The 17,755-nt window shown below is 72.0% G+C and carries 12 protein-coding genes; 9 read left to right on the top strand and 3 right to left on the bottom strand.

Translation table 11 applies throughout. From position 1 onward, the window contains the following. Positions 1-3: 3 nt before the first annotated feature. Positions 4-4,152 carry a HAMP domain-containing protein gene (locus tag L0P92_RS22480; protein WP_234764619.1) on the bottom strand — a complete coding sequence of 1,383 codons (4,149 nt, stop codon included), beginning with the start codon at positions 4,150-4,152 and terminating at the stop codon, positions 4-6. A 102-nt stretch (positions 4,153-4,254) separates the two neighbouring features. Between L0P92_RS22480 and L0P92_RS22475 the strand changes: the two genes are divergently transcribed. Together L0P92_RS22475 and hemW are read left to right on the top strand one after the other, a co-directional pair. After that, a complete protein-coding gene (locus tag L0P92_RS22475; protein ID WP_234764618.1) occupies positions 4,255-6,189 on the top strand; it encodes a SpoIIE family protein phosphatase in 1,935 nt (644 codons plus the stop codon). A gap of 27 nt (positions 6,190-6,216) precedes the next feature. Then, a complete protein-coding gene (hemW, locus tag L0P92_RS22470) occupies positions 6,217-7,449 on the top strand; it encodes a radical SAM family heme chaperone HemW (protein WP_234764617.1) in 1,233 nt (410 codons plus the stop codon). A 14-nt stretch (positions 7,450-7,463) separates the two neighbouring features. On the opposite strand, the gene L0P92_RS22465 is transcribed toward hemW, so the two are convergent. After that, complete coding sequence (locus tag L0P92_RS22465) at positions 7,464-8,273, bottom strand: DUF3097 domain-containing protein (RefSeq protein WP_234764616.1); 810 nt, start codon at positions 8,271-8,273, stop codon at positions 7,464-7,466. Positions 8,274-8,315: 42 nt separating this feature from the next. Then, positions 8,316-9,053 carry an MBL fold metallo-hydrolase gene (locus L0P92_RS22460; RefSeq protein WP_234764615.1) on the bottom strand — a complete coding sequence of 246 codons (738 nt, stop codon included), beginning with the start codon at positions 9,051-9,053 and terminating at the stop codon, positions 8,316-8,318. 160 nt (positions 9,054-9,213) lie between these two features. Between L0P92_RS22460 and hrcA the strand changes: the two genes are divergently transcribed. The 7 genes from hrcA (at position 9,214) to L0P92_RS22425 (ending at position 17,647) form a co-directional block, all read left to right on the top strand. Further along, positions 9,214-10,230 (top strand): heat-inducible transcriptional repressor HrcA, encoded by a 1,017-nt coding sequence (gene hrcA, locus L0P92_RS22455; protein ID WP_234764614.1) that lies wholly within the window; start codon positions 9,214-9,216, stop codon positions 10,228-10,230. After that, positions 10,231-11,367, top strand: coding sequence for a molecular chaperone DnaJ (gene dnaJ / locus L0P92_RS22450; protein ID WP_234764613.1), 1,137 nt, complete (start codon positions 10,231-10,233; stop codon positions 11,365-11,367). A gap of 123 nt (positions 11,368-11,490) precedes the next feature. After that, positions 11,491-12,576: a nitronate monooxygenase gene (locus L0P92_RS22445; RefSeq protein WP_234764612.1), complete on the top strand. Its 1,086-nt coding sequence runs from the start codon at positions 11,491-11,493 to the stop codon at positions 12,574-12,576. Further along, positions 12,573-13,331: a 16S rRNA (uracil(1498)-N(3))-methyltransferase gene (locus L0P92_RS22440; protein ID WP_234764611.1), complete on the top strand. Its 759-nt coding sequence runs from the start codon at positions 12,573-12,575 to the stop codon at positions 13,329-13,331. Before L0P92_RS22445 ends, L0P92_RS22440 begins: the two co-directional genes overlap by 4 nt. A 19-nt stretch (positions 13,332-13,350) precedes the next feature. Beyond that, the gene (locus L0P92_RS22435; protein WP_234764610.1) at positions 13,351-13,743 is read left to right on the top strand and encodes a VOC family protein; all 393 of its coding nucleotides are present in this window, start codon (positions 13,351-13,353) and stop codon (positions 13,741-13,743) included. 65 nt (positions 13,744-13,808) lie between these two features. After that, positions 13,809-14,360, top strand: coding sequence for a hypothetical protein (locus L0P92_RS22430; protein WP_372497301.1), 552 nt, complete (start codon positions 13,809-13,811; stop codon positions 14,358-14,360). Between the two features lie 74 nt (positions 14,361-14,434). Then, on the top strand, positions 14,435-17,647 hold the full coding sequence (locus L0P92_RS22425) for a S41 family peptidase (RefSeq protein ID WP_234764609.1): 3,213 nt from the start codon (positions 14,435-14,437) through the stop codon (positions 17,645-17,647). Positions 17,648-17,755: the final 108 nt, after the last annotated feature.

Here is a 17,755-nt window from a genome sequence, read left to right as displayed (position 1 = left end):
GCCTCATTCGGTGATGGTCGGCGGGACCTCTTCCCCCTCGGAAGCGTCCGGTCCCGGTCCTACGGTGTTCTTCGGCTCCGCGGCCTCGGGGTCCAGGAGGTCGCAGACGACGGTCAGCAGCTGATCCACGTCCACCGGTTTCGGTACGTAGTCGTTGGCGCCCCGCGCGATGGACTTCTCCCGGTCCCCGGGCATGGCCTTCGCGGTCAGCGCGACGATGGGGAGGTCCGTCCAGCGCGGGGTGCGGCGGATGGCGGAGATCGTCTCGTAGCCGTCCATCTCCGGCATCATGATGTCCATCAGGACGAGTTCGACGTCCGGGTTGCGCTCCAGGGTCTCGATGCCCTCGCGGCCGTTCTCCGCGTACAGGACCGGCATGCCGACCCGGCCGAGGACATGGGTGAGCGCGAAGACGTTGCGGATGTCGTCGTCCACTATCAGTACGCGTCGGCCGGGCAGGACCTGGCCCGCCCGGCCCGTCTGCCACGCCTCCAGCTTGGTCGGCGTCGGCCACGACTCGTCGGCGTCGTGCGCGGCCGGGTACGTCTCGGCCGACAGCTGCTCCGGCACCGGCAGCGGACGGTTCTCGGGCGTCGGGCCGGTGGCCGCGTGGCCGGGGCTGACGACCGGGACGTACAGCGTGAACGTGGAACCCTTGCCGGGCTCGCTCTCGGCGACGATACGGCCGCCCAGCAGGCCCGCGATCTCCCGGCTGATGGACAGGCCGAGGCCGGTGCCGCCGTACTTGCGGTTGGTGGTGCCGTCGGCCTGCTGGAACGCCTCGAAGATCACCGGGAGCTTCTCCGCCGCGATGCCGATGCCGGTGTCGGACACCGAGAACGCGATCACCTCGTCGCTCTCCCGGACGTAGTGGTGCTCGGGGTCCTTCACCCGGTTCACGCGCAGCTCGACCCTGCCGGTCGCGGTGAACTTGATCGCGTTGGACAGGAGGTTGCGCAGGATCTGCTGCAGGCGCTGCTCGTCCGAGTACATCTCGCGCGGCACGTCCTCGCCGACCGACACCTCGAAGGCGAGCCCCCGGTCCAGGGTGAGCGGGCGGAAGGTGGCGTGGACGTAGTCCAGCAGCTTGATGAGCGGCAGCTTCTTCGGGCGTACGTCCATCCGGCCCGCCTCGATCTTCGACAGGTCCAGGATGTCGTTGATCAGCTGCAGGAGGTCCGAGCCCGAGCGGTGGATCGTCGTCGCGAACTGGACCTCCTGGTCGGTGAGGTGGCCGTCCGGGTTGTCCGACAGCAGCCTCGCCAGGATCAGCAGGGAGTTCAGCGGGGTGCGCAGCTCGTGGGACATGTTCGCCAGGAACTCCGACTTGTACTGGGAGGAGGTGGCCAGCAGGGCCGCCTTCTCCTCCAGTTCGGCGTTGGAGCGCTGCAGCTCCGCCTGCTGCATCTGGAGTTCGTCGGAGCGTTCCTGGAGCTGCATGGCCAGGCGCTGGGACTCGCCGAGCAGGGACTCCGTACGGGAGTTGGCGATGATCGTGTTGATCGCGACGGCGATGGTGTTCACGAACTGGTCGAAGAAGGCCAGGTGCACGTCGGAGAAGCGGGAGAACGAGGCCAGTTCGATCACGCCGAGGAGCTTGTCCTCGAAGAGGATCGGGATGATGACGACGCTGGTGGGCGCCGCCTCGCCGAGCCCGCTGTTGATCTTGATGTAGTCCGGCGGGGCCTCCTCGACCAGGATCCGCTTCTTCTCGCGGGCCGCCTGCCGGACCAGGCCGTGCACCGGGAGGCCGCCGGTCTCGACGGTCGCGCCCTGCGCCGAGCCGTACCCGGCGATGAAGGCGAGTCCCTTCGCGGGAACGGTGGTGCGCAGCGCGGCGCTCTCCTCGTCCGGGTCTGCCAGGAAGAACGCGCCGTACTGGGCGTTGACCAGCGGCGTCAGCTCGCGCAACAGCAGGTCGGCGACCTCCATCAGGTCGCGGTGGCCCTGCATCAGCGCGGCGAGCCGGGCCAGGTTGGACTCCAGCCAGTCCTTGGCGCGGGTCGTCTCGCGCAGGTTGGCCACCATCAGGTTGATGTTGTCCTTCAGCTCGGCGACCTCGCCGCGCGCCTCGACCGTGATCGAGCGGGACATGTCGCCCTGGGCCACGGCGGAGGCGACCTCGGCGATGGCGCGGACCTGGGTGGTGAGGTTCAGGGCGAGTTCGTTGACGTTCGTCGTCAGGCGCTTCCAGGTGCCGTAGACGCCCTCGACGCGTGCCTGGCCGCCGAGTTGGCCCTCGGAGCCGACCTCGCGGGCCACGCGCGTGACCTCGGAGGAGAAGGAGGACAGGGTGTCGACCATCGTGTTGATGGCGGTCTTCAGCTCCAGGATCTCGCCGCGAGCGTCGACGTCGATCTTCTTGGAGAGGTCGCCGTTGGCGACGGCGGTGGTGACCTGGGCGATGTTGCGGACCTGGGAGGTCAGGTTGTCCGCCATGTAGTTGACGTTGTCGGTGAGGTCGCGCCAGACCCCGGAGACGCCCAGCACCTGGGCGCGCCCGCCGAGCCGGCCGTCGGTGCCGACCTCGCGGGCGACCCTCGTCACCTCGTCGGCGAAGGCGCGCAGCTGCTCCACCATCGTGTTGACGGTGTCCTTGAGTTCGAGGATCTCGCCGCGTGCGTCAACCGTGATCTTCTTCGACAGGTCGCCGTTGGCGACGGCGGTGGTGACCTGGGCGATGTTGCGGACCTGGGAGGTCAGGTTCAGCGCCATGAAGTTGACGTTGTCGGTGAGGTCTTTCCAGACGCCGGAGACGCCTCGGACCTGGGCCTGGCCGCCGAGGTTTCCTTCGGTGCCGACCTCGCGGGCGACGCGGGTGACCTCGTCGGCGAAGGCGGAGAGTTGGTCGACCATCGTGTTGATCGTCGACTTCAGCTCCAGGATCTCGCCCTTCGCCTCGACCGTGATCTTCTTGCCGAGGTCGCCCTGGGCCACGGCCGTCGACACCAGGGCGATGTTGCGGACCTGCGAAGTGAGGTTGTCCGCCATGAAGTTGACGTTGTCGGTGAGGTCTTTCCAGACGCCGGAGACGCCACGGACCTGGGCCCGGCCACCCAGGTTTCCTTCGGTGCCGACCTCACGGGCGACCCTCGTCACCTCGTCGGCGAAGGCGGAGAGCTGGTCGACCATCGTGTTGATCGTCGACTTCAGCTCCAGGATCTCGCCCTTGGCGTCGACGGTGATCTTCTGGCTCAGGTCGCCGTTGGCGACGGCCGTTGTCACCTGGGCGATGTTGCGGACCTGGGAGGTCAGGTTCGACGCCATGAAGTTGACGTTGTCGGTGAGGTCCTTCCAGACACCGGAGACGCCACGGACCTGGGCCCGGCCACCCAGCTGTCCCTCCGTGCCGACCTCGCGGGCGACCCTCGTCACCTCGTCGGCGAAGGCGGAGAGCTGATCGACCATCGTGTTGACGGTCAGTTTCAGTTCGAGGAGCTCGCCGGTCGCCTCGACGGTGACCGTGCGGGTCAGGTCGCCGCGGGCCACCGCCGTGGTCACGAGCGCGATGTCCCGGACCTGCGCGGTCAGCCGGGACGCCATCGTGTTGACGGCCTCGGTCACATCCCGCCAGCTTCCGGACAGACCCTGCACCTTGGCCCGGCCGCCGAGCCGGCCCTCGGTGCCGACTTCGCGGGCCACCCGGGTCACCTCGCCGGTGAACAGGGAGAGCTGGTCGACCATCTTGTTCACGGCACGGCCGAGTCTGCGCAGGTCACCGCGTAACTGACGGCTGCCGTCGTGCAGGTCGACGCGCTGGGTGAGGTCGCCGCCGGCCACCGCGTCCAGCACGCGCGTCGCGTTCGCCGCCGGGGCCACCAGGGCGTCGAGCACATGGTTCACGTCGTTGACGCGGGTCGTCCAGTCGCCCTGCCCCGGGCTCGCCGAGAGCCGCTCGTCGAGCCGGCCGTGCCGCACCAACTCCCTTTTGACCCGCTGCACTTCACCGTTGAAGTGGGTGCTGCGGTCCATGATCTGGTTGAAGGCGGCCGTCAGCTCGGCCACCACTCCCTCACCGGTCTCCGGGAGCCTGCGGAAGTCGCCGTCCCGGGCCGCGGTCATCGCGGCGAGCAGTGGGCGCAGTTCCGATGCTCGAATTTGACCGTCTTTCTGTCCGTCTTCGAGCACACGCGTAGCACGGTTCTCACTCATGGCGGCCCACTTCGGTAACTCGGTGCTTATGGGCGTGGCCAGTCTGTCACTCTGTCGGCGTCGACTGAGGCGTATTCGTACGAACCGTTCTGGGAGCTGTCCATGGGGGCCATTCCGGCGCAACGGGAGACCGTTACCCGTGCCTCTGGTGTGCCTGTGCACGGGGGCGCGGGCGCGGAAACGCGCACCACCCTCCCCGGCAGCGCGCTCTCCCCGGGCTCCGCGCGCACCCTCGTGCGCGGTGCCCTCACCGAATGGTCCGCCTCCGGCCTCCCCGGCACCGAACACCTCACCGACCGGCTCGTCGACGACGCCGTCGTGGTCGTCAGCGAACTCGTCACCAACGCCGTCGTGCACGCCGGTACCGATGTCGAGCTCGCCTGCCGGCTGGAGGACGAGACCGGTGACCTGCTCGTCGAGGTCCTGGACCACCATCCCTCGCGCGCCCCGCGCGACGGCGAGATCGAGGCGCCCTACGAGACCCCGGAGTACGGCCGCGGCCTGCGCCTCGTGTCCCGGCTCGCCGAGTCCTGGGGCGTCACCTACCGCACCGGCGCCAAGACCGTGTGGGCGCGGCTGCCCGCCGAGGACCCGATGGCCGCCAGGGACGACATCGAGGCGTACGCGGAGGAGCGCGCGCTGGAGCGCGGGCTGCGCGTCGCGGAGATCCTCGCGCCCGAGCCGCAGCGTGCCGAGCGCGAACGGGACTGGCTCAACCGGGGTGCCCTGTCCTTCCTCGCCGAGGCCTCCGACCTGCTCGCCGGGCAGCTCGACGAGAACCTGGTCGCCGCGCTCGCCGGCCAGCTGATCGTGCCGCGGCTGGCGGACTGGTGCGCGGTCTGGCTGGAGGACGAGGTCGCCGGGCGCTGGGGATACCCCCGGTCGGGCGAGGCCGAGGGCGGCTGGGCGGTCGACGGCACCGCGGGCACCGGGCCCCGGCTGGCCCGCGTCTGGCACGGCTCCGAGAACCTCATCGAGGAGCTGCGCCGCGCCCTGGAGAAGGAGCCGCCGCTGCCGCCCGACACCCACCGCACCGGACCCGCCCCCTACCCCTGGCCCGGCGAGGCGCTCGGGGCGCGCGGGGTGCGCGGCACGGCGCTCGCCTACCGCCTGGTCGCCGGTGGCCGCCCGCTGGGCACGCTGGTCATCGGACGGGCCGGCCTGGTGCGCTTTCCCGACGAGGTCACCGGTCTTGTCGAGGACCTCAGCCGCCGGGTCGCCCTCGCCATCGGCGCCGCCCGCCAGTACGCCCGGCAGGCCACCATCAGCCGGGTCCTGCAGCGCGGACTGCTGCCCGGCGCGGTCGCCGAGATCCCCGGGGTGGTCAGCGCCCTGGTGTACGAGCCGTGCGACAAGGGCGGCCCGAGCGGCGACTTCTACGACCTCTTCCCGGCCGGTGACGGCCGCTGGTGCTTCGCCATCGGCGACGTCCAGGGCAAGGGCCCCGAGGCGGCCGTGGTGATCGGCATCGCCCGCCCCTGGCTGCGGCTGCTGGCCCGCGAGGGCTACCGCGTCGCCGACGTCCTCGACCGTCTCAACCAGCTCCTCCTCGACGACGCCACGGAGGCCGCCGACGCCGCCGCCCGCGCCCTCGTCGGCCCGGTCGCCCCCGGCGACGGCCCCCAGACCCGCTTCCTGTCCCTCCTCTACGGCGAGCTCACCCCCTTCGACGGCGGCGTCCGCTGCACCCTCGCCTCCGCCGGGCACCCGCTGCCCCTGCTGCTGGGCGTGGGCGGCGAGGTCCACACCGCCGCCCACCCGCAGACCCTCCTCGGGGTCATCGAGGACGCCACGTACACCTCCGAGACCTTCGAGCTGCGCTCCGGCGACACCCTGCTGTGCGTCACCGACGGGGTGACGGAGCGGCGCAGCGGCTCCCGTCAGTTCGACGACGGCGACGGCCTCGCGACCGCCCTCGCCGGGTGCGCGGGCCTGAACGCCCAGCTGATCGCGGAACGCATCCGCAGGCTGGTGCACGAGTTCAGCGGCCGTCCGCCGGAGGACGATCTGGCGCTGCTGGTGCTCCAGGCCGAGTAACCGGCGAGGTACGGGAGAATGGAGGACATGCCCTCCGCACTCCCCGACGGCGAACCCGTCCCCGCCGACGGCGCGCTCCCCGCGTCCGCGCTCGCCGCCGCGGCCGACCGCCCCCTCGGCTTCTATCTGCACGTCCCGTACTGCGCGACCCGCTGCGGCTACTGCGACTTCAACACCTACACCGCGACCGAGCTGCGCGGCACGGGCGGGGTGCTGGCCTCCCGCGACAACTACGCCGAGACCCTCGTCGACGAGGTCCGCCTCGCCCGCAAGGTCCTCGGCGACGACCCGCGCGAGGTCCGCACGGTCTTCGTCGGCGGCGGTACGCCCACGCTGCTGGCCGCCGCTGATCTCGTACGGATGCTGGGGGCGATCCGCGACGAGTTCGGACTGGCGCCGGACGCGGAGATCACCACGGAGGCCAACCCGGAGTCGGTCGACCCGGCCTACCTGGCCACGCTCCGCGAGGGCGGCTTCAACCGGATCTCCTTCGGAATGCAGAGCGCCAGGCAGCACGTACTGAAGATCCTGGACCGCACCCACACCCCCGGCCGCCCCGAGGCCTGCGTCGCCGAGGCCCGCGCGGCGGGCTTCGAGCACGTCAACCTGGACCTGATCTACGGCACCCCCGGCGAGTCGGACGACGACTGGCGGGCCTCCCTGGAGGCCGCGATCGGCGCCGGACCCGACCACGTCTCGGCGTACGCCCTGATCGTCGAGGAGGGCACCCAGCTCGCTCGCCGTATTCGCCGTGGCGAGGTCCCCATGACCGACGACGACGTCCACGCGGACCGCTACCTGATCGCCGAGGAGACCTTCGCCGCGGCCGGTTTCGACTGGTACGAGGTCTCCAACTGGGCGACCTCCGAGGCTGCCCGCTGCCTCCACAACGAGCTGTACTGGCGGGGCGCCGACTGGTGGGGCGCGGGCCCCGGAGCCCACTCGCACGTGGGCGGGGTGCGCTGGTGGAACGTGAAGCATCCGGGCGCCTACGCGGCCGCGCTGGCCGCGGGGCGGTCGCCGGGGGCCGGGCGGGAGCTGCTGTCGGAGGAGGACCGCAGGGTGGAGCGGATCCTGCTGGAGCTGCGGCTTCGGGACGGGGTGCCGCTGGAGCTGCTGCGGGAGGAGGGGCTTGCGGCGTCGCGGCGGGCGCTGGGGGACGGGCTGCTTCAGGAGGGGCCGTATGCCGAGGGGCGTGCGGTGCTGACCCTGCGGGGGCGGCTGCTGGCGGACGCGGTCGTGCGGGACCTGGTGGACTGAGCGGTCCCGCGTGGCTACGCCGGAGCGGTGACGAAGTCGATCAGCTCCTCCACCCGCCCCAGCAACTCCGGCTCCAGGTCCTTGTAGGACCCCACCCGCTTCAGGATCGCCTGCCACACCGCCCCGGTGTTCTCCGACGGCCAGCCCAGCGCCCGGCACACCCCCGTCTTCCAGTCCTGCCCGTGCGGCACCCGCGGCCACCCGGCGATCCCCAGGGACGACGGCTTCACCGCCTCCCAGATGTCGATGTACGGGTGCCCCACCACCAGCGCGTGCTCGCTGGTCACCGACTGGGCGATGCGCCACTCCTTCGTGCCGGGTACCAGGTGGTCGACCAGGACCCCCAGCCGGGCGTCCGGCCCCGGGGCGAACTCGGCGACGATCGACGGCAGGTCGTCCACGCCCTCCAGGTACTCCACGACCACGCCCTCGACGCGCAGGTCGTCGCCCCAGACCTTCTCGACCAGCTCGGCGTCGTGCCGGCCCTCGACATAGATACGGCCGGCGCGGGCCACCCGTGCGCGGGCGCCGGGGACGGCGACCGAACCGGAGGCCGTACGGGTGGGGCGTACCGGCGCGGCCCCCGCGGGCCGTACGAGCGTCACCACCTTGCCCTCCAGCAGGAACCCGCGCGGCTCCAGCGGGAACACCCGGTGCTTGCCGAAGCGGTCCTCCAGCGTCACCGTGCCCGCCTCGCAGCGGATCACCGCGCCGCAGAAGCCGGTGCCCGGCTCCTCCACCACCAGGCCCGGGTCCGCCGGGACCTCGGGGGCCGGCTCGGACTTCTTCCAGGGCGGGGTCAGGTCGGCGGAGTACTGGCGCATTCGGATGACGATAGGAGAAGCCCGGCCCGCGCGTCCCGCCGTTCAGCCCGACACGCCGAAGCGGGTGGCCAGAGCGTCGCGCTGGCGCCGTACGAACTCCGCGTCCACCACCGCTCCGTGACCGGGCACGTACAGTGCGTCCTCACCGCCCAGGTCGAGGAGGCGGTCCAGGGCCGCCGGCCAGTGCGACGGCACGGCGTCGGGGCCGGCCTGGGGTTCGCCGGACTCCTCCACCAGGTCGCCGCAGAAGACCACCTCCCGGTCACCAGAGGCGACGGCCGGCACGAGCACGACGAGATCGTGGGCCGTGTGCGCCGGGCCCACGTTCGCCAGGAGGACCTGACGGCCGCCGTCCAGGTCGAGGGTCCACTCGCCGCTCACCTGGTGGTGCGGGTGGACCAGGGCGTCGATCGCCTCGTCCGCCGCGTCCTGGTCGAGGCCGTTGCGCACGGCGTCCGCGCGCAGTTCCGCCCGCTCGTGCGCGAACACCGTGTCCACGCCCACCGCGCCGTACACCTCCGCCCCCGCGAACGCCGCGGCCCCGAAGACATGATCGAAGTGCGGATGCGTCAGCGCGAGATGAGTCACACGGTGACCGGCGAGCCACTGCGCCTGGGTACGCAACCGCACGCCCTCCCCGAGGCTCGACCCGGCGTCGACGAGCAGCGCGCCGCCGTCCCCGACGACCAGCCCCGCCGTGCAGTCCCAGCCCGGCAGCCGGCACCGTCCGACCCCGGCCGCCAGCCGTTCCCACCCCAGCTCTTCCCAAGTCACCGTCATACCGCGACGCTAAACGACACCACCGTCGGGCACGGTGGTGCTGGACCGGCCTTGCCCGGGGCGTACCCCACCGCCGTACACTGGCCGGGGACGGTTGGCACTCACCAGCGCAGAGTGCCAGGCGAGGCGCCGAGGGGACGACTTCTGGAGGTGTGCGCGATTGCTGAGTGAACGCAGGCTTCAGGTGTTGCGTGCCATCGTCCAGGACTACGTCGGGACCGAGGAGCCGGTCGGCTCGAAGGCCCTGACCGAGCGGCACAACCTCGGTGTCTCCCCGGCGACCGTCCGTAACGACATGGCGGCCCTGGAGGACGAGGGTTTCATCGCCCAGCCGCACACCAGTGCCGGGCGCATCCCCACCGACAAGGGCTACCGGCTGTTCGTCGACAAGCTCGCCGGTGTCAAACCGATGACCCCGCCGGAGCGGCGCGCCATCCAGAACTTCCTCGACGGCGCGGTCGACCTCGACGACGTCGTGGCGCGCACCGTGCGGCTGCTCGCGCAGCTCACCCGGCAGGTCGCCGTCGTGCAGTACCCGTCGCTGACCCGGTCCACCGTCCGCCATGTCGAGCTGCTGTCCCTCGCGCCCGCGCGGGTGATGCTCGTACTGATCACGGACACCGGACGGGTCGAGCAGCGGATGGTCGACTGCCCGGCCCCCTTCGGCGAAGGGTCGCTCGCGGATCTGCGGGCGCGGCTGAACAGCCGGGTCGCCGGGCGGCGCTTCACCGATGTGCCGACCCTCGTCGAGGACCTCCCCGAGGCCTTCGACATGGAGGACCGCGGCACCGTCTCGGCCGTGCTCTCCACCCTGCTGGAGACACTCGTCGAGGAGAACGAGGAGCGGCTGATGATCGGCGGAACCGCCAATCTCACCCGCTTCGGACATGACTTCCCCCTCACCATCCGGCCCGTTCTGGAAGCCTTGGAGGAGCAGGTCGTGCTCCTCAAACTCCTTGGCGAGGCCGGGGATTCGGGCATGACCGTGCGCATCGGGCACGAGAACGCCTACGAGGGACTCAACTCCACGTCCGTCGTGTCGGTGGGCTACGGTTCGGGCGGCGAGGCAGTCGCCAAGCTCGGCGTGGTCGGACCGACCCGCATGGATTACCCGGGAACGATGGGAGCGGTACGCGCAGTGGCACGGTACGTCGGACAGATCCTGGCGGAGTCGTAAGTGGCCACGGACTACTACGCCGTTCTCGGCGTGCGTCGCGACGCGTCGCAGGAAGAGATCAAGAAGGCCTTCCGGCGGCTCGCGCGCGAGCTGCACCCGGACGTCAATCCGGATCCGAAGACCCAGGAGCGGTTCAAGGAGATCAACGCCGCCTACGAGGTGTTGTCGGACCCGCAGAAGAAGCAGGTCTACGACCTCGGCGGCGACCCGCTGTCCCAGGCGGGCGGCGGCGGAGCCGGTGGCTTCGGCGCGGGCGGCTTCGGGAACTTCTCGGACATCATGGACGCGTTCTTCGGTACGGCGTCGCAGCGCGGTCCGCGCTCGCGTACCCGCCGGGGCCAGGACGCGATGATCCGGCTGGAGATCGAGCTCGACGAGGCCGCCTTCGGCACGACGAAGGACATCCAGGTCGACACGGCCGTCGTCTGCAACACCTGTAACGGTGAGGGGGCCGCTCCCGGCACCTCCGCCCAGACGTGTGACATGTGCCGCGGCCGCGGTGAGGTGTCGCAGGTGACGCGGTCCTTCCTGGGCCAGGTCATGACGTCCCGGCCGTGTCCGCAGTGCCAGGGCTTCGGCACCGTGGTGCCGACGCCGTGCCCGGAGTGCGCGGGCGACGGGCGCGTACGGTCCCGCCGGACCCTGACCGTGAAGATCCCGGCCGGTGTCGACAACGGCACGCGGATCCAGCTCGCCGGTGAGGGCGAGGTCGGCCCGGGCGGTGGTCCCGCCGGCGACCTGTACGTCGAGATCCACGAGCTGCCGCACCAGATGTTCCAGCGGCGCGGCGACGATCTGCACTGCACGGTGACGATCCCGATGACGGCGGCGGCTCTCGGCACGAAGGTGCCGCTGGAGACGCTGGACGGCATGGAGGAGGTCGACATCCGGCCCGGCACCCAGTCCGGCCAGTCGATTCCGCTGCACGGGCGGGGTGTGACGCATCTGCGCGGCGGCGGGCGCGGCGACCTCATCGTGCACGTCGAGGTGCAGACGCCGACCAAGCTGGATCCCGAGCAGGAGCGGTTGCTGCGCGAGCTGGCCAAGCTGCGGGGCGAGGAGCGTCCGCAGGGGCAGTTCCAGCCGGGGCAGCAGGGGTTGTTCTCGCGGCTGAAGGACGCGTTCAACGGGCGCTGAGCTCGGGTCCGACGGGTGCTGGGGCCGGGTTCGACGGGCGCTGATCCTCTTGGGAAATTGCTGGCCTATGCCAAGGGGAAGGGTCGATTCGGACTTGTTCGGAGGACGTGACAACATGCCGTCATGTCCTCCGCGCTGACCGATCTCTTCCCCCATCCGATCGTGCAGGCCCCCATGGCAGGCGGCGTCTCCGTGCCGCAGCTCGCCGCTGCCGTCGCCGAGGCCGGTGGACTGGGGTTCCTTGCCGCCGGGTACAAGACCGCCGACGGGATGTACCAGGAGATCAAGCAGCTCAGGGGGCTGACGGGGCGGCCTTTCGGGGTCAATCTGTTCATGCCGCAGCCCGAGTACGCGGACGCGGCGGCCGTCGATGTCTACGCCCATCAGCTCGCCGGTGAGGCCGCCTGGTACGAGACCGAGCTGGGCGACCCGGACAGCGGGCGGGACGACGGGTACGACGCCAAGCTCGCGGTGCTGCTCGACAACCCGGTGCCGGTCGTCTCCTTCCACTTCGGCGTGCCCGGCGGCGAGGTACTGGAGTCCCTGCGCCGCGCCGGGACCTTCACCCTGGTCACCGCCACCACCCCGGACGAGGCCCTCGCCGTGCAGCGGGCCGGTGCCGACGCCGTGATCGTGCAGGGCGTCGAGGCCGGCGGACATCAAGGGACGCATCGCGACAACCCGGAGACCGACGGCGCCGGCATCGGGCTGCTCTCCCTCGTCGCACAGGTCCGCGAGACCGTGAGCCTGCCCATCGTCGCCGCCGGCGGCATCATGCGCGGCAGCCAGATCGCCGCCGCCCTCGCCGCCGGGGCGAGCGCCGCCCAGCTCGGCACCGCCTTCCTCGCCACCCAGGAGTCCGGCGCGAACGCCGTGCACAAGCAGGCGCTGACCAACCCGCTGTTCGTCCGGACCGAGTTGACGCGCGCCTTCTCCGGCCGCCCGGCCCGTGGCCTGGTCAACCGCTTCATGCGCGAGCACGGCCCCTACGCCCCCGCCGCCTACCCCGAGATCCACCACCTCACCTCGCCGCTGCGCAAGAAGGCCGCCGCCTCCGGCGACCCGCAAGGGATGGCGCTATGGGCGGGGCAGGGGCACCGCATGGCCCGGGAACTGCCCGCCGGGCAGCTGGTCGAGGTCCTGGCCGCCGAACTGGCCGCGGCCTCGACAGCGTTGTCGGCCTTCCGGCAGGGCGGTGCCGGCCGATGACCGCACCGGTGTTCGTCGTCGAGTCGCTGGAGCATGGCGTCCCCCTCCTTGGTGGCGAGTTCGTGCTCGACGGTCCCGAGGGGCGGCACGCCGTCTCGGTGAAGCGGCTGCGGGCCGGCGAGGACGTCGTCCTCACCGACGGGCTCGGGCGCTGGGCCGAGGGCGTCGTCAAGGCCGCCGAGGGCAAGGACCGGCTGGTGGTGGAGCTGGGTGCCGTCGAGGAGGAGGCGCCGCCGCAGCCCCGTATCACCGTCGTCCAGGCCCTGCCCAAGGGCGACCGTGGTGAGCTGGCCGTCGAGACCATGACCGAGACCGGCGTCGACGCGATCGTGCCGTGGGCGGCCGCCCGGTGCATCACGCAGTGGAAGGGCGAGCGGGGCGCGAAGGCCCTCGGCAAGTGGCGGGCCACCGCGCGCGAGGCGGGCAAGCAGTCGCGCCGGGTGCGTTTCCCCGAGGTCGCGGAGGCGGCCACCAGCAAGCAGGTCGCGGCGCTGCTCGCCGAGGCCGACTTCGCCGCCGTACTGCACGAGGACCGCGACTACGGCAGCGAGCCGCTCGCCACGGCCGACCTGCCCGCCGAGGGCGACATCGTGCTCGTCGTGGGGCCCGAAGGCGGAGTGAGCCCCGAGGAGTTGGCCCTCTTCGAGGAGGCGGGGGCGAAGGCGTACCGTCTGGGCCGTACCGTCCTGCGGACCTCCACCGCCGGAACCGCGGCGACGGCACTGCTCCTCGGCCGCACCGGCCGTTGGTCCTGACCCGGGAGGGACGTACGCCGTGGAACTGGCCCAGGTACGACTGCTGGTCGGCGACTTCCCGGCCTGCTACCGCTTCTACGCCGATGTCCTCGGCCTCAAGCCGCAGTCGGGCGCGACGGACGGGCCGTACGAGAAGTTCAGCCCCGCCACCGGCTCGGCCGGTATCGCCCTCCAGGACCGGGCGATGATGGCCGAGGTCCTGGGCGAACTCGGCGACCCGGCCACCGGCCACCGCTCTTTGGTGGTGCTGCGCGTCGACGACCTGGACGCCTACTGCGACCGGATCACCGCACGCGGCGCGACCCTCCTGCACGGCCCCGCCCCCATGACGGACCGTATGCGCGTCGCCCACCTCAAGGACCCCGAGGGCAACCTGGTGGAGCTTCAGGAGTGGCTGCTGCTGCGGTCCTGATCCGGTGGGGGAGTGGCCGTATGCGCTCTACCGCGGCGGCCGGGACAGTGGCAGGCTGCCCTCTCATGGGGGCATTCAGCAGGGTTTGGGGTCGTGTCGGGCGGCGCCCGCGCGTGGCGGGTGCGGTGGGAGTGGCCGTGCTCGCCGTCGCCGGGATGAGCGCCTGTGATCCCGGTGGGCTCAACAGCGCGACCGTGGCGTTCACCACCGACCAGACCGTGACGGCGGAGCTGGAGCGGCAGAAGGCCGATGTGCAGTGGCTCAACTGCACCGGCTCCTACGACGGCGACGGCGACGGCAAGTCCGGTGGGGCGACGGCCAGCGCGAACACCGTCGTCAAGGTCGACTGCGAGGGCGAGACCTCCGACGGCAAGGACATCGTCGTCACCGGCCGGATCACCCGGGCCGTCAGCGGCTCCTGTGTGCGCGGGGACCTCGTCGCCAAGATCGGCGGCAAGGAGTGGTTCCACGTCAACGGGCTGGGCGACTGCGACGCCACGCCCTCGCCGGTCAACCCCTCCGGCGGCGGACAGCAGCCCGGGCCCACCGTCACCGTGACCGTCACCAAGACCGTCTACTGCAAGCAGCACCCGAACTGCTGGCCGGAAGGCAAGTGAGCGCTTTCGGACCGGAGTTGGGCAAGTGATCCAAAGGTCTGTCCCCGGACGCCGCCCCTGCTTAAGGTGATCGGGTGACTCAGCCCGCGACGCCCGGATCGTCGTCCTATCTCCGGTATCCGCATCTCCACGGCGACCTGGTCGCCTTCACGGCCGAGGACGACGTGTGGCTCGCCCCGCTCGACGGCGGCCGGGCCTGGCGGGTCAGCGCCGACAACGTACCGGTCACCCTGCCGCGCATCTCGCCCGACGGCACGACCGTCGCCTGGACCTCCAGCCGCGACGGCGCCCCCGAGGTGCACATCGCGCCCGTCGACGGCGGCCCCGCCAAGCGCCTCACCCACTGGGGCAGTTGGCAGACCCGGGTCCGCGGCTGGACCCCGGACGGCCGGATCCTCGCCATCAGCACCCGGGGCCAGGCGGGCAGCCGCCGCACCTGGGCGCACACGGTCCCGCTCGACGGCGGCCCGGCCACCACCCTGCCCTACGGCCCCGTCGCCGACGTCGTGCACGGGCCGCAGCTCGTCCTCGCGTCCGCGCCGATGGGGCTGGAGGCCGCCCGCTGGAAGCGCTACCGGGGCGGCACGGCGGGGAAGCTGTGGATCGACCTCGCGGGCGACGGCGACTTCGTACGGCTGCACGAGGACCTGGACGGAAACATCGAGTACCCCGTGTGGGCCGGTGACCGGATCGCCTTCCTCTCCGACCACGAGGGCGTGGGCGCGCTGTACTCGTCCCTCGCCGACGGCTCGGACCTACGACGGCACACCCCCGTCGACGGCTTCTACGCCCGGCACGCCGCCGGCGACGGCACCCGCGTCGTGTACGCCTCCGCCGGTGAACTGTGGCTCCTGGACGACCTCGACGGGGCCGAGCCGCGCCGGCTCGACATCCGGCTCGGCGGCCAGCGCACCGACCGGCAGACGTACACGCTGAACGCCGCCCGCGCCTTCGGGGAGGCCGCGCCCGACCACACCGCGCGCGGCAGCGCGGTCTGCGTCCGGGGCGCCGTGCACTGGGTCACCCACCGCTCAGGACCCGCCCGCGCGCTCGCCGCCGAACCCGGCGTACGGGCCCGGCTGCCGCGCACCTTCCGGGCGGAGGGCGAGGAGTGGGTGGTGTGGGTGACGGACGCGGAGGGCGACGACGCCCTGGAGTTCGCCCCGGCGACCGGCCTCGCCCCGGGCGCCACACCGCGCCGGCTCGGCGCCGGACAGCTGGGCCGGGTCCTGGAGCTCGCCATGGCACCCGACGGGAGCCGGGCGGCGGTCGCCGCGCACGACGGGCGCCTGCTGCTGGTCGAACGGGAGTCCGGCGAGGTCCGCGAGGTCGACCGCAGCGCCGACGGCGACGTGTCCGGTCTCGTCTTCTCGCCGGACTCGGCCTGGCTCGCCTGGTCGCACCCCGGCCCGCGCCCGCTGTCCCAGCTCAAGCTCGCCAACACCACCGACCTGTCCGTCTCCGAGGCGACCCCGCTGCGCTTCCAGGACTACGCGCCTGCCTTCACCCAGGACGGCAAGCACCTGGCCTTCCTGTCGACCCGGGCCTTCGACCCCGTCTACGACGAGCACGTCTTCGACCTCGCCTTCGTGGTCGGCTCCCGCCCCCACCTGATCACCCTCGCCGCGACCACCCCGTCCCCCTTCGGCCCGCAGCGGCACGGCCGCCCCTTCGACGCGCCGGACAAGGACGAGACGCCCGACAGCGAGGGCACCCCGACCACCCGCATCGACCTCGAAGGCCTCGCCGACCGGATCGTGCCGTTCCCCGTCGAGGCCGCCCGCTACACCAACCTGCGGGCCGCCAAGGACGGCGTGCTCTGGCTGCGGCATCCCGTGCGCGGTGCGCTCGGCGCCACCCGGGCCACGCCCGACGACCCCGAGCCCAAGACCGAGATGGAGCGCTACGACCTCCTCCAGCGGCGGATCGAGCATCTCGCCGACGACGCCGACCACTTCGAGGTCAGCGGCGACGGCAAGCGTGTCCTGCTGTGGACCGACAGCCGGCTCAAGGTCGTCCCCAGCGACCGGCGGGCCTCCGGCGACGACGACAGCGACTCGAACATCACCGTGGACCTGACGCGCGTACGGCAGACGGTCGACCCGTCGGCGGAGTGGCGGCAGATGTTCGACGAGACCGGCCGCATCATGCGCGACCACTTCTGGCGGCCGGACATGAGCGGCGTCGACTGGACGGCCGTACTGGACCGCTACCGCCCGCTGCTCGACCGGCTCGCCACCCACGACGACCTGATCGACCTGCTCTGGGAGGTCCAGGGCGAGCTCGGCACCTCGCACGCGTACGTCGCGGGACGCGGCGGATACGGCGGCGGGGCCCGGCAGGGCCTGCTCGGCGCCGACATCTCCCGGCACGAGGACGGCAGTTGGCGCATCGACCGCATCCTGCCCTCGGAGACCTCCGACCCCGACGCCCGCGCACCCCTCGCCGCACCCGGGGTCGCGGTGCGGCCCGGGGACGCGATCGTGGCGGTGGCCGGGGTGCCGGTGGACCCCGTCACCGGCCCCGGACCGCTGCTCGTCGGCACGGCCGGCAAGGCGGTGGAACTCACGGTCTCCCCGGCCGGCGGCGGCGAGGCACGGCACGCGGTCGTCGTACCGATCGCCGACGAGCAGCCGCTGCGCTACCACGCCTGGGTGGCCGACCGGCGGGCGTACGTCCACGAGAGGTCCGGCGGCCGGCTCGGCTACCTCCACGTCCCCGACATGCAGGCGCCCGGCTGGGCCCAGATCCACCGTGACCTGCGGGTCGAGGTGGCCCGCGAGGGCCTCGTCGTGGACGTCCGCGAGAACGGCGGCGGCCACACCTCCCAACTGGTCGTGGAAAAGCTGGCCCGACGCATCGTCGGCTGGGAACTCCCGCGCGGAATGCGCCCCTACAGCTACCCGGCCGACGCGCCGCGCGGCCCCGTGGTCGCGGTGGCGAACGAGTTCTCCGGCTCCGACGGCGACATCGTCAACGCGGCCATCAAGGCACTGGGCCTAGGCCCGGTCGTCGGTACCCGCACATGGGGCGGCGTCATCGGCATCGACAGCCGCTACCGCCTGGTCGACGACACCCTGATCACCCAGCCGAAGTACGCCATCTGGCTGGAGGGCTACGGCTGGGACGTGGAGAACCACGGGGTGGATCCGGACGTGGAGGTGGTGCAGCGTCCGCAGGACTGGGTGGCCGGGCGGGACACCCAGCTGGACGAGGCGGTGCGGCTCGCGTTGGCGGGGCTGGAGGAACGGCCGGCCAAGTCGGCACCACCGCTGCCGGACCGGTGAGCCCCTCGCCCTCGCCGCCCCTACCCGTCCCATCCCCAGGGGCTCCGCCCCTTCGACCCCGGGGGTCGTTCTTCGGGTGCGGGTGTGTGGGGGCTGGTCGCGCAGTTC

The organism is Streptomyces muensis, from assembly GCF_021474425.1.
Lineage (GTDB): Bacteria > Actinomycetota > Actinomycetes > Streptomycetales > Streptomycetaceae > Streptomyces > Streptomyces muensis.
The sequence above is the reverse complement of the archived record's forward strand: the minus strand, read 5'-3'. Positions and strand labels throughout refer to the sequence as shown.